This window comes from Stenotrophomonas maltophilia group sp. Smal13 (assembly GCF_030236855.1).
In the GTDB taxonomy this organism is placed as follows: domain Bacteria; phylum Pseudomonadota; class Gammaproteobacteria; order Xanthomonadales; family Xanthomonadaceae; genus Stenotrophomonas; species Stenotrophomonas maltophilia_A.
The window spans coordinates 1-12,127 of the sequence record NZ_JASJSQ010000039.1; the positions used below are offsets into that span (position 1 = coordinate 1).

General features: G+C 67.4%; 10 protein-coding genes. 5 read left to right on the forward strand and 5 right to left on the reverse strand.

Features of this window, described 5'->3' with window-relative positions:
• Positions 1-242: 242 nt before the first annotated feature.
• The gene (locus QRO95_RS13910; protein ID WP_010482555.1) at positions 243-1,670 is read right to left on the reverse strand and encodes an amino acid permease; all 1,428 of its coding nucleotides are present in this window, start codon (positions 1,668-1,670) and stop codon (positions 243-245) included.
• A gap of 82 nt (positions 1,671-1,752) precedes the next feature.
• Positions 1,753-3,228 carry an amino acid permease gene (locus QRO95_RS13915; RefSeq protein ID WP_121503164.1) on the reverse strand — a complete coding sequence of 492 codons (1,476 nt, stop codon included), beginning with the start codon at positions 3,226-3,228 and terminating at the stop codon, positions 1,753-1,755.
• Positions 3,229-3,361: 133 nt separating this feature from the next.
• Between QRO95_RS13915 and QRO95_RS13920 the strand changes: the two genes are divergently transcribed.
• A complete protein-coding gene (locus QRO95_RS13920) occupies positions 3,362-3,976 on the forward strand; it encodes an NUDIX hydrolase (RefSeq protein ID WP_285302821.1) in 615 nt (204 codons plus the stop codon).
• Positions 3,977-4,054: 78 nt separating this feature from the next.
• Here QRO95_RS13920 and serA read toward each other — a convergent pair whose 3' ends face one another.
• On the reverse strand, positions 4,055-5,296 hold the full coding sequence (gene serA / locus QRO95_RS13925) for a phosphoglycerate dehydrogenase (protein ID WP_014037034.1): 1,242 nt from the start codon (positions 5,294-5,296) through the stop codon (positions 4,055-4,057).
• A 169-nt stretch (positions 5,297-5,465) separates the two neighbouring features.
• On the opposite strand from serA, the gene QRO95_RS13930 reads away from it, so the two are divergent.
• The 3 genes from QRO95_RS13930 to QRO95_RS13940 all read left to right on the forward strand — a co-directional run bounded on the left by QRO95_RS13930 (position 5,466) and on the right by QRO95_RS13940 (position 9,053).
• Positions 5,466-6,854 (forward strand): FAD-binding oxidoreductase, encoded by a 1,389-nt coding sequence (locus QRO95_RS13930; protein WP_285302822.1) that lies wholly within the window; start codon positions 5,466-5,468, stop codon positions 6,852-6,854.
• A gap of 62 nt (positions 6,855-6,916) precedes the next feature.
• Positions 6,917-7,216, forward strand: coding sequence for a DUF2388 domain-containing protein (locus tag QRO95_RS13935; protein ID WP_014037036.1), 300 nt, complete (start codon positions 6,917-6,919; stop codon positions 7,214-7,216).
• Between the two features lie 40 nt (positions 7,217-7,256).
• Complete coding sequence (locus QRO95_RS13940; RefSeq protein ID WP_285302823.1) at positions 7,257-9,053, forward strand: DUF4105 domain-containing protein; 1,797 nt, start codon at positions 7,257-7,259, stop codon at positions 9,051-9,053.
• On the opposite strand, the gene QRO95_RS13945 is transcribed toward QRO95_RS13940, so the two are convergent.
• Both QRO95_RS13945 and QRO95_RS13950 read right to left on the reverse strand, forming a co-directional pair.
• The gene (locus tag QRO95_RS13945) at positions 9,031-10,107 is read right to left on the reverse strand and encodes an ATP-binding protein (RefSeq protein ID WP_032128780.1); all 1,077 of its coding nucleotides are present in this window, start codon (positions 10,105-10,107) and stop codon (positions 9,031-9,033) included. The genes QRO95_RS13940 and QRO95_RS13945 overlap by 23 nt on opposite strands.
• Complete coding sequence (locus QRO95_RS13950) at positions 10,107-10,823, reverse strand: response regulator (RefSeq protein ID WP_020424480.1); 717 nt, start codon at positions 10,821-10,823, stop codon at positions 10,107-10,109. Before QRO95_RS13950 ends, QRO95_RS13945 begins: the two co-directional genes overlap by 1 nt.
• A gap of 129 nt (positions 10,824-10,952) precedes the next feature.
• On the opposite strand from QRO95_RS13950, the gene QRO95_RS13955 reads away from it, so the two are divergent.
• Positions 10,953-12,101 (forward strand): efflux RND transporter periplasmic adaptor subunit, encoded by a 1,149-nt coding sequence (locus QRO95_RS13955; RefSeq protein ID WP_032128781.1) that lies wholly within the window; start codon positions 10,953-10,955, stop codon positions 12,099-12,101.
• Positions 12,102-12,127: the final 26 nt, after the last annotated feature.

Here is a 12,127-nt window from a genome sequence, read left to right on the forward strand (position 1 = left end):
CATTTCCCAGACCGAATTCATCCACGCCTGGCGTGGATCCCCCGGACGCGCCGGGAGAGTGTCAGGGTGGGGAGGCATGGGTTCGCGGGGGTGTCCGCGGCACGGATGCCGCGGCCAAGCCTCCAGGGATGGATTCACGGCGTCCCCCGCGAACCCATGCCTCCCCGCCAAACCCTCAGCCCAGCTCTTGTCGTTGCTCCGGCTTCAAAGGCGGGTGCAGGGCCGCAGGCCCTGCAATCCCTTTACTTACCCCGCAGCCGGCTGTGCCTGAAGCCGTAGCAGAAATAGATCACGAAGCCGACGAACGTCCACACCCCCATCAGCATCCAGTTGTGCATCGTCATCGCCGACAGCAGGGCAAGGCAGCTCAACACGCCCAGGCTGCAGATCAGCCACGCCATCGGCATGCGGAACGGACGCGGCAGGTCCGGCTGGGTGCGGCGCAGGATCAGCACGCCCGCGCACACCGCCGCGAACGCAATCAGCGTGCCCATCGAGGTCAGCTCGCCCAGGATGTCCAGCGGGAACAGCGCCGCCAGCAGGGCGATGCCGATGCCGGTGATCACGGTGTTGATGTGCGGGGTGCGGTACTTCGGGTGGATCTTGGTGAACACCGGCGGCAGCAGGCCGTCGCGCCCCATGATCATGAAGATGCGCGGCTGGCCGATGATCATCACCAGCACCACCGAAGACAGGCCGACCAGCGCGCCGACCTCGACCACCCAACGTAACCAGCCCAGCTGCGGATGCGCGGCCACCGCGGTCACCACCGGCTCGTCGGTGCCCAGCAGCTGGAACGGCACCAGGCCGGTCATCACTGCGGCCATGGCGATGTACAGCACGGTGCAGATCACCAGCGACAGCATCATGCCGAACGGCATGTCGCGCTGCGGGTTCTTCGACTCCTGCGCCGCCACCGACACCGCCTCGAAGCCGATGTAGGCGAAGAACACCATCGCCGCACCGCGCAGCACGCCTTCCATGCCGTACTTGCCGGGGCCTTCGTTGGCCGGAATGAACGGGGTCCAGTTGCTGGTGTCCACGTACTTCCAGCCGACCACGATGACCAGCAGGATCAGGCCGGTCTTGAGCACGACCATTGCCATGTTCATCGCCGAGGACTTGCTGATGCCGACGTAGCACAGCCAGGTCAGCAGCAGCACCAGTGCGGCGGCGGGCAGGTTGGCGATCGCGCCGGTCGGGCGCAGCTGCGCGTCGAGTGGCGCGCTGACCAGCGCCGCCGGTAGATGGATGTCGAACTGGCTGAGCAGGCTGAGGAAATAGCCGGTCCAGCTGACCGCGACCGCCGAGGCGGAGACGCCGTATTCGAGCACCAGCATCCAGCCGATGAACCAGGCCGAGAGCTCGCCGAAGGTGGCGTAGGTGTAGGTGTAGGCGCTGCCGGAGACCGGCACCATCGAGGCGAATTCGGCGTAGGCCAGCGCGCAGAAGGCGCAGCAGATGGCGGCCAGTACGAAGGACAGCATGATGGCCGGGCCGGCGTGGTTGGCGGCGGCCTGGCCGGTGATGACGAAGATGCCGCCGCCGATCACCGCGCCGATACCCAGGGCAGTCAGCCCCCAGGGGCCGAGGTGGCGGCGCAGGCTCAGGCCGTTGGCGTCTTCATGGGCGGCATGCGGGTGCTTGGTGGCCCACAGTTGCTTGAACATGTGTGGTGGTCTTGTCGAAGCGCGCCATGACCGGCGCGCGGGGAAAACGGACGGGCCGGCGCGAGGCCGGCCCGTAGGCGGATCAGGGCGACTTGGCCAGCTTGCTGTTGCGGATGCCGTAGCCCAGGTAGATCAGCAGGCCGAGCAGGGTCCAGCCAACGAACAGGTGCCAGTGCACCACGAACGCCTGCCAGAACAGGAACAGGCAGGTGGCTGCGCCGAGCGGGCAGATGATCCAGACCGCCGGCACGCGGAACGGGCGGTGGATCTCCGGCTTGGTATAGCGCAGCACCAGCACGCCGATGCAGACCGTGGCGAAGGCCAGCAGGGTGCCCATCGAGACCAGTTCGCCCAGCACGTTCAGCGGTACCAGGCCGGCCAGTGCCGCGGCGATCACGCCGACCACGATGGTGGCGACGTACGGGGTGCGGAAGCGGGCGTGGACCCTGCCGAAGAACTTCGGCAGCAGGCCGTCGCGGGAGATGGTGTAGGCGATGCGGGTCTGGCCCATCATCATCACCAGCACCACCGAGGACAGGCCGGCGATGGCGCCGATCTCAACCAGGGTCTTCAGCCAGGACAGGGTCGGGTAGGGTTCCAGCGCGGTGGCCACCGGCTTGTCGGTGCCCAGCAGGTGGTACGGCATCATGCCGGTCAGCACCGCGCAGACGATGATGTAGACGATGGTGCACACCGCCAGCGAGCCGAGCAGGCCGATCGGCATGTTGCGCTGCGGGTCCTTGGTTTCGCCGGCGGCGGTGGAGACCGCATCGAAGCCGATGTAGGCGAAGAACACGATGGTGGCCGCACGGAACACGCCGCTCCAGCCGAACTCACCCGCCACGCCGGTGTTTTCCGGGATGAACGGCTGCCAGTTGGCCGGGTCGATGTGGGCCGCGCCGATGCCGATGAACAGGCAGATGACGGTGACCTTGATCGCCACGATGATCGCGTTGACGAAGGCCGATTGGGTCACGCCCACGTACAGCAGGCCGGACACCGCCGCCACGATCAGCACGGCCGGCAGGTTGAACAGCTTGCCCGACGCGATGAACTCGCTGCCGGTCCAGGCAATCGGGGCCGCGCTCAGGGCATCCGGGAACGGCATGTGCAGCGTGGTGGTGATGAAGCTGATCAGGTACGCCGACCAACCCACCGCGACCGAGGCCGAGGCGAACAGGTATTCCAGCACCAGGCACCAGCCGATGAACCAGGCCATGCCCTCGCCGAGGGTGGCGTAGGAGTAGGAGTAGGCGCTGCCGGAGACCGGCATCATCGCCGCGAATTCGGCGTAGCACAGGCCCGCCAGGGCGCAGGCGAAACCGGCGATGACGAACGACAGCATCACTGCCGGGCCAGCGTGGTTGGCCGCAGCCTGGCCGGTCAGTACGAAGATACCTGCGCCGATCACCGCACCCACGCCAAGCAGGATGAGGTGTTTAGCCGTGAGGGTCCGTTTCAACGTGGCTTCGCCGTCCAGGCTGCCTTCGATGGGTTCGCCAGCATCGACGTGCCCGGCCGGTTCAACCGGCTTGACCCTCAACAGAGCTTTCAGCATGCAGTACTTCCTAGTGATCGGATTGGGTGGGCCGCCGATACGTTGCCGGCAACCCTGGAATGGTGAAGGCCGCGCGAACGGCCCGCTGTACCTTAGCCAAAGCTGAAGCCAACGCACAAGCGCAATCGCAACAATGAACGGCGATAATGAGCAGTATTTTTCCAAACGCCGCCCATTCATGAGCCAGACCGCCGAAACCCTTGCCCTGCTTGACGATCGCCTGCGTGGCCTGCTGCGGGACTATGCCCGGCGCGAGCCCGCCCACGACGCACTGGCTGCCGAATTCGGCACATTGTTGGACGATCCGGAAGATCCGTTCCGGCGCGAGCGGCTGGCCGGCCACTTCACCGCCAGCTGCTGGCTGGTCAGTGCCGATGGCCAGCGCCTGCTGCTGACCCACCACCGCAAGCTGCAGCGCTGGCTGCAGCTGGGCGGCCACGCCGACGGCGATCGCGACCTGGCCCAGGTGGCACTGAAGGAAGCCGAGGAAGAATCGGGACTGAGCGGCCTGGTGTTGGAAGACCCGGCCATCTTCGACCTGGACAAGCACTGGATTCCGGAGCGCAAGGAGGTGCCGGGCCACTGGCACTACGACGTGCGTTTCGTGATCCGCGCGCTGGGTGGCGAGGCCTTCGTGCTCAGCGAGGAGTCGCTGGAACTGGCCTGGCGGCCGGTGACCGAGGTCGCGGCCGATCCGGAATCGGACGAATCCATGCAGCGCATGGCCCGTCGCTGGCTGGCACGTTGAGGTAAAAGGGGACGGAGGGGATTAAGTCGTTTGCCGCACATGCGCCATAAACGACTTAATCCCCTCCGTCCCCTTTTCTCAGTACAGGATGCGCGTGCGCAGCGTGCCCGGAATCGCGGCCAGCTCGTCGCGCACGGCGGCGGCTTGTTCCTCGCTGGCGGTGATGTCGATCACCACGTAGCCCACCTTCGGGTCGGTGCGCAGGAACTGGCCGTCGATGTTGACGTTGTGGCGCGAGAAGATCTCGTTGACCTTGGACAGCACGCCCGGCACGTTCTGGTGGATGTGCAGCAGGCGCAGGCTGTCGGCGTGCTCGGGCAGGGTCACTTCCGGGAAATTGACCGCCGACAGGGTGCTGCCGTTGTCGCTGTAGCGCACCAGCTTGGCGGCCACTTCAACGCCGATGTTGTCCTGCGCCTCCAGCGTGCTGCCGCCCACGTGCGGGGTCAGGATCACGTTGTCGTGGCGGGTCAGCGGCGATTCGAAGATATCGCCATTGCCCTTCGGTTCGACCGGGAACACGTCCAGCGCGGCGCCGCCGACGTGGCCGCTGGCCAGGGCCGCGTCCAGCGCATCGATGTCGACCACGGTGCCGCGCGCGGCGTTGATCAGGTGCGCGCCCTTGCGCATCTTCGCCAGCTCGGTGCTGCCGATCATCCACTGCGTGGACGGGGTCTCCGGCACGTGCAGGGTGACGATGTCGGCGCGCGCCAGCAGGTCGTCCAGGCTGGCCGCCGCACGGGCATTGCCCAGTGCCAGCTTGGTTTCCACGTCGTGGAAGATCACCTGCATGCCCAGCGATTCGGCCAGCACGCCGACCTGGGTGCCGATGTGGCCGTAACCGATGATGCCCAGCGTCTTGCCCCGCACTTCATGGCTGCCGCTGGCCGACTTCGACCAGCCGCCGCGATGGCATTCGGCGTTCTTCTGCGGAATGCCACGGGTCAGCATGATCGCTTCGGCGATGACCAGCTCGGCCACGCTGCGGGTGTTGGAGTACGGCGCGTTGAACACCGGGATGCCGGCCAGCTCGGCCGCGTCCAGGTCGACCTGGTTGGTGCCGATGCAGAAGCAGCCCACCGCGATCAGGCGCTTGGCCTCGGCCAGCACTTCGGCGCTGAGCTGGGTGCGCGAACGGATGCCGACGATGTGCGCCTCGGCGATGCGCGCCTTCAGTTCGTCCTCGGGCAGCGCCTTGGTGTGCGCTTCGATCTGGCTGTAGCCGGCGGCGCTGAATACCTCCACGGCGGTCTGGCTGACCCCCTCCAGCAACAGCACGCGGATATCCTGCTTCGGGAACGAGGTCTTCTTCGGCGACATGGGGCGACACGGCCAGTGGGACAGGGGCTGACCACTATGCCAGATCGCAGCGACCATGGTGCAGTGCGCAATTGGTTGCATCCGTAGCCATCTGCACGACTGCGGGGCTGGACGCTGGCGCGTGCCGCTGGCACGCTTGCCCGTTCTTCACGCACCGCGCTGGACCGTCATGACTGATTCCCGCATTGCCTCGCTGCAACAAGCCTGCCCCGGCCTGAAGCTGAAGACCGATCCGTCCGACCTGGAGCATTACGGGCGCGACTGGACCCGGCGCTGGACGCCGGCGCCGCTGGCGATCGCACTGCCGGCCACGGTCGAGGAAGTGCAGGCGGTGATGCGCTGGAGCGCAGGCGAGGGCGTGGCCGTGGTGCCGTCCGGTGGCCGCACCGGCCTCTCGGGTGGCGCGGTGGCCGCCAACGGCGAGCTGGTGCTCAGCCTGGAACGGATGAACAAGGCACTGGCCTACGACGCGGTCGATCGCACCCTGGTGGTGCAGGCCGGCATGCCGCTGGAGGCCGTGCACAACGCCGCGCTGGATCACGGCCTGATCTACCCGGTGGATTTCGCCGCGCGCGGGTCCTGCTCGATCGGCGGCAACATCGCTACCAATGCCGGTGGCATCCGCGTGATCCGCTACGGCAACACCCGCGAGTGGATCGCCGGGCTGAAAGTGGTCACGGCTGATGGCGAGTTGCTGGAACTCAACAAGGGGCTGATCAAGAACTCCAGCGGCTATGACTTCCGCCAGCTGCTGATCGGCTCGGAGGGCACGCTGGGCGTGATCGTCGAGGCGACGGTGAAACTGACCGACCCGCCGCCGGCCAGCAACGTGATGCTGCTGGCGCTGCCCAGCTTCGACGTGCTGATGCAGGTATTCGCCGCGTTCCGCGCGCGCCTGCAGCTGCAGGCCTTCGAATTCTTCACCGACCGGGCGCTGGAGCACGTGCTGGCGCATGGCGCGCAGGCGCCGTTCGACGAAGTGCACCCGTATTACGTGGTGACCGAGTTCGCGGCCGGCGACGAGGCCCAGGAAGCGGCTGCGATGGCCGCGTTCGAGGACTGCATGGGCAATGGCTGGGTCAGCGATGGCGTGATCAGTGCCAGCGACGCGCAGGCCGCGCAGCTGTGGCGCCTGCGCGAAGGCATCACTGAGTCGCTTGCCCGTTACAAGCCCTACAAGAACGATGTTTCGGTGCGGATCTCGTCGATGCCGGCGTTCCTGGCCGAGACCCAGGCGCTGATCGGGCAGGCCTACCCGCATTTCGATGTGGTGTGGTTCGGCCACATCGGCGACGGCAATCTGCACATCAACGTGCTCAAGCCGGACGACACCAGTGACGCTGATTTCGTGGCGCAATGCGAGCACGTAACCAAGCTGCTGGCGCAGGTGCTGGCCCGCTTCGATGGCAGCATCTCGGCCGAGCACGGCATCGGTCTGGTCAAGAAGGGCTACCTGGACAGCACCCGCGGCCCGGCCGAGATCGCCCTGATGAAGGCGGTCAAACGCGCGTTCGATCCCCAAGCGCGGCTGAATCCCGGCAAGCTGTTCGACGTTTGAGCCGGGCAAATCCTTCACGCACCCGTTACGCTCCACGCTTCCTAACAACCGGCTTCGAACCGATGACCCGTCCGCTTCTGCTGCTCGCCCTGCTGTCCCTGCCGCTGGCCGGCTTCGCTTCCAGCTTCGCCGGCACGTCGGCCGGTTCGGCCACGGGTGCTTCCTCCGGTTCCTCGGGCAGCAGCTCGGGCGATGACAAGGTGGTACTGGCTGCACGCGACGATGCCGCTGCGTTCGTCGCAAGCGATGGCCAGATCCGTGGTGCCCGCCTGCAAGCCGCGCTGGTCCACCTGCGTGAGCAGAGCACTGCCGCGCAGCAACAGAGCGATCTGGAACTGGCCCGCGCGCTGCTGGCGCGTTGATCCTGCCTTCGGGTAGTGCCGGCCGCTGGCCGGCAACGCCATGACAACTGCAAGGAACGCAGCCACGCACGGCGTGGCTCTACTGCTGATCGCTCACGTCGCGCACGCGGCTGACCGCCTGCAGCTCGATCCTGCGGGGTTGAGCCCTGCACAGCAGCAGGTGGCGACGCAGACCCTGGCCGACGTGCAGTCATTGTTGCCAGATGGCCTGCTGCGCGCCCTGCCGGCGCAGGTGCAGGTGCGCTGGAGTGATGGCCTTCCCGCCGAGGTGCATGGCCGCGCCTTCGCCGGCCGCATCACGTTGCGCCGCGATCTGCTGGATGATGCCGTGCCCGGTGCGCGCCGCGCACGCCGCAGCGCGCTGGTACACGAACTGAGCCATGTTGCCGACCGTACCGGGGCGAACTGGTCGCGCAGTGTGCGCTGGCGTGATCTGGCCGGATGGCAGCGCAAGCCCTGGCATCTCGGCCGTGGCGGCAATGACTTCCGAGACCGTAGTCCCGATGCGTATGAACTGAAAGATCCGGCCGAGTACCTGGCAGTGAACGCCGAGCATTTCGTGCTCGACAGCGAGTTTGCCTGCCGGCGCCCGGCACTGGCGCAGTGGTACCAGGCCCATTTCGGAACCCCGCCATCGCTGCCGCAGTCGCACTGCGCGACCACGCTGCCCTTGCTGCAGGCTGAATCGGAAGAGGGCGCGGCGTCATTGCTGCAACTCGACCCGGCACGCGTCTACGCGGTGGATTACCTGTTTGCCGAAGGCAGCGCGCAGCCGATGAGCCGCTGGGGCCACAGCATGCTGCGGCTGGTGATCTGCCGGCCGGGCCGTGCGCCGGGGCCGGACTGTCGCCTGGACCTGGAATACCACCGTGTGCTTTCGTTCCGTGCCTTCGTTGGTGACGTGCAGATTTCCAACTGGCGTGGCCTTACCGGTGGCTACCCGTCGCGACTGTTCGTGCTGCCGCTGCAGCAGGTGGTGGATGAGTACACCAAGGTGGAACTGCGCGGGTTGCAGTCGCTGCCGTTGCAGTTGTCGCCCGGCGAGATCGCCAGCCTGCTCGAGCGCACTGCACAGGTGCACTGGAGCTACGACGGGCGCTACTACTTCGTCAGCAACAACTGCGCGGTGGAAACCGCCAAGCTGCTGCAGGCGGGTGTGCCGCGGCTGGGCGAGGCCGGGCTGGCCCAGCTGAGTCCGCGTGGTTTGAAGCGTCGGCTGTCGCAGCTGCATGTGCTGGACGAGCAGGTACTCACGGACCGCAATGCAGCACAGGCGCAGGGTTACTACTTCGCCTCGGCACGCGATCACTACCAGCAGTTGTTCGGCGTGGCGGCAGCCCAGCTGGCATTGCCCGCACGCGACGTACGCGGCTGGTTGAAGCTGCCCGCACAGCAGCGTGCGCTGTGGTTGCTGCAGGGCGACCTGCGCGCAAGCGCCGGCCTGCTGCTGCTGGAACAGGCTGCGCAACGCCGCGCCGAGCTGCGCGCGCGCGATGTGCTGAAACGGCGCCTGCTGGCCGCACCGGACAGTGCCGAGACCCGGGGCCTGCGCCAGTTGCTGGAGCAGGGTGGGCAATGGCTGCGCCCGGGTACGCTGCTGGCGGACGGCGGCTACGGGTTGCCGCTGGCCGATGAGCAGGCGGTGCTGGCCGAAGCGGTTGCCACCGCCAGCGCACAGGCGGTGCCGGCCTGGCAGGCGCTGCGCGTACAGCTGCGTCAGCAGCTGCCGGAGAAGCAGCGCAACGAAATGGATGCGATCGACGCCAACCTCGCTGCGCTCGGTGCCCGCCTGCGGGAACAGGCAGCCACGCCGGCTATTGGCGCGGCAGCTCGATAACGAAACGGCTGCCACCAGCGTTGCCCGCCGTGCAGTAGACGCGGCCACCGTGCGCATCGGCGATGGCCTTGACCACCGCCAGGCCGAGCCCGCTACCGCCACCCTGGCGCGAACGCGAACCGTCGGCACGCATGAACGGAGAGAAGATGTCGGCGTGCAGCTCAGGGTCGATGCCCGGGCCCTCATCCTCGATCGCTACCTGCACATGGCCCGGTGTGTCATGCACGGCAATCCGCACCTTGCCCGGGCTGGCATAGCGGCGCGCGTTCTCCAGCAGCGCCAGCAGCGCCTGGCGCAGGCGGGTCGGGTCGCAGTGCGCGTTGTGTTCTTCGCGGCTGGTTTCCAGCTCCAGCACGAAGCCGGCGGCGCGGAACTGGGGATCGACCAGGGTCATCACCGAATGCACTTCGGCCACCACATCGGTACGTGCGCGGCGCACGTCCAGCCGCGCATTGTCGGACAGGCTCAGCACGCGCAGATCCTCGATCAGTCGTGACAGGCCCTCGACCTGGGCGAGCAGGCTGCGGAACTGTGATTCGTCCGGCTGGAAGACGCCCTCGGCCAGGCCCTGCAGGCGGCCGCGCAGGATCGTCACCGGAGTCCGCAGTTCATGGGCGATGGCTGCATGCCACATCGCACGCTCGCTCTCCACGTGCTGCAGCCGCCGCGCCATGGCATTGAAGTCCTCGACCAAGGTGGCCACTTCGCCCGGCGAGTTTTCCTCGACGCTGGCACGCGCACCCAGGTCGCCGCCGGCAAGCGCGCGCACGCTGTCCACCAGCGAATTCAACGGCGACAGGATGCGATGGGCAAGACGGAACGAGGCGGCGATGGCCAGCGCCAGGCCGGTCAGGATCACGCCGACCATCCATGCCAGTTCAGGGCCGGTCGGCAGCCAGCTTTCCGGCTCCTCGGTAGTGCCGGGGAAGAATTCGACCAGGACCGCATACAGCAGCCACGATGACAGGATCATCATCACAATGACGCCGATCACCATCAGCGACATCGAGACGATGATGTGGCGGCTGAGCCCGGAGCGGCGCAGGCGGGCCATCAGCGGTCGGCCATCAACCGGTAGCCGACGCCACGCACGCTGGCCGGCACATTGACCATGCCCACTTCATCCAGCTTGCGGCGCAGCTTGCTGACATGGCTGTCGACCGTGCGCTCCAGCGCCTCGCTTTCCGGCAGGCATTCGTGCATCAGTTCGCTGCGGCTGAAGATGCGGGTCGGCGCCAGCGCCATGCAGTGCAGCAGCTTGAACTCGGTGAGCGTGAGCAGCACTTCGTGGCTGTAGCCTTCGCCTTCCACGTGTACGGCGTGGGTGGCCGAGTCGATCAGCAGCGGGCCCGCCCGCAGCGCGGTCGGGGCATCCACGCGCGAGGCGCGCAACGTACGCCGCAGCACGGCGCGTACGCGCGCCGCCACTTCGGCCGGATTGAATGGTTTGACCACGTAGTCATCAGCGCCCATGCGCAGTGCGGTCAGCTTGTCCAGGTCCTGGTCCAGTGCGGTCAGCATGATCACCGGCGTCTCGCCGCGCTGGCGCAGCTGGGTCAGCACGCTCCAGCCATCCAGCCGCGGCAGCTGCACGTCGAGCAGGACCAGGTCGGGGCGGGCGCTGCGATGCAGGTCCAGTGCGCTGTGGCCGTCGGCGGCGCGCAGCGTACGCAGTCCTTCGCGTTCCAGATAGGCGGTAAGAATGTCGGCGATCTCGGCCTCATCCTCGACGATCAGGACGAGGGCGGCGAGGGCAGGGGCGGCATGCATGCAGGGGCGGGGCCTTAAGGTGCTTGCCTCCATCGTATCTCCACAGTTCCTCCATCGAAACCCCATCATCGCCACGCACACTGGGTTCTTCAGAACCTATCAGCCGCCCGCGCGGCATTGTGCACAGCAATGAGAACCTTCAGGACTCCGGTCGCGTTGATCGCGGCCCTCGCCCTGGCCATGACGGCCTGCTCCACCCCCGAAGCCACGCCCGAAGCCGCACCCCGCGTGAGCGTGGTTACCGTCGGCCCGCAGGTGGTGCAGCGTGACGACGAACTGCCTGGCCGCGTGGCCGCCGTGCGCACCGCGCAGATCCGAGCGCAGGTGGGTGGCATCGTGCAGCGCCGGCTGTTTGACCAGGGCGCGGAAGTAGACGCCGGCCAGGCCCTGTTCCAGATCGATCCGGCGGCCTTCCGTGCCGATGTCGATTCGGCACTGGCCGCGCTGCAGCGCAGTGAGGCCGCCCTGGGCCGCAGTCGCGTGCAGTCGCAGCGCCTGCATGCACTGGCCGCGGCACAGGCCGTCAGCCAGCAGCATCGCGACGATGCCAGTGCCGAGTACGAACAGGCCCGTGCCGCGGTGAATGAAGCGCGCGCGATCCTGGCCCGTCGCCAGCTCGACCTGCGCTATGCCACGGTCAGCGCGCCGATTGCCGGCCGCATCGACCAGGCGCTGGTGACCGAAGGCGCACTGGTCGGCGTGGCCGATGCCGAGCCGATGGCGGTGGTACAGCAGATCGACCAGGTCTACGTCGATGTGCGCCAGCCGGCGGCCCAGCTGGAATCGCTGCAGCGCAGTGCTGCCGGTGGTGGCGAGCTGCCGGTGACGATCATCGGTGCCGCCGGCAAGCCGCTGTCCGAGCGTGGCCAGATGCTGTTCTCCGGCATCAACGTCGATGCGCGTACCGGTGATGTGATCCTCCGCATCCTGGTCGACAACCCGCAGCGCCAGCTGCTGCCCGGCATGTATGTGCGCGCGAAAGTGCCGAGGGGTGCACCGGCCAGTGCGCTGACCGTGCCGCAGCAGGCCGTGCTGCGCAGCGCCGGTGGCCAGGCCTATGCCTGGGTGATCGGTGGCGATGGCAAGGCGGTGATCCGCACGCTGGAAGTCGACGGCAGCGTTGATCGCCAGTGGCTGGTGCGCACCGGTCTGAAGGCGGGCGAAAAGGTGGTGGTCGAGGGCCAGGAACGCCTGCAGGAAGGCGTGGTGGTCGATGCGCGCGACTGGCAGGTGCCGGTCGCCAGCGCCGGCGCGGTGCAGGCCGGCAGCAAGGGCTGAGCCTTTCCCGGGCCAGCCCATCCAGG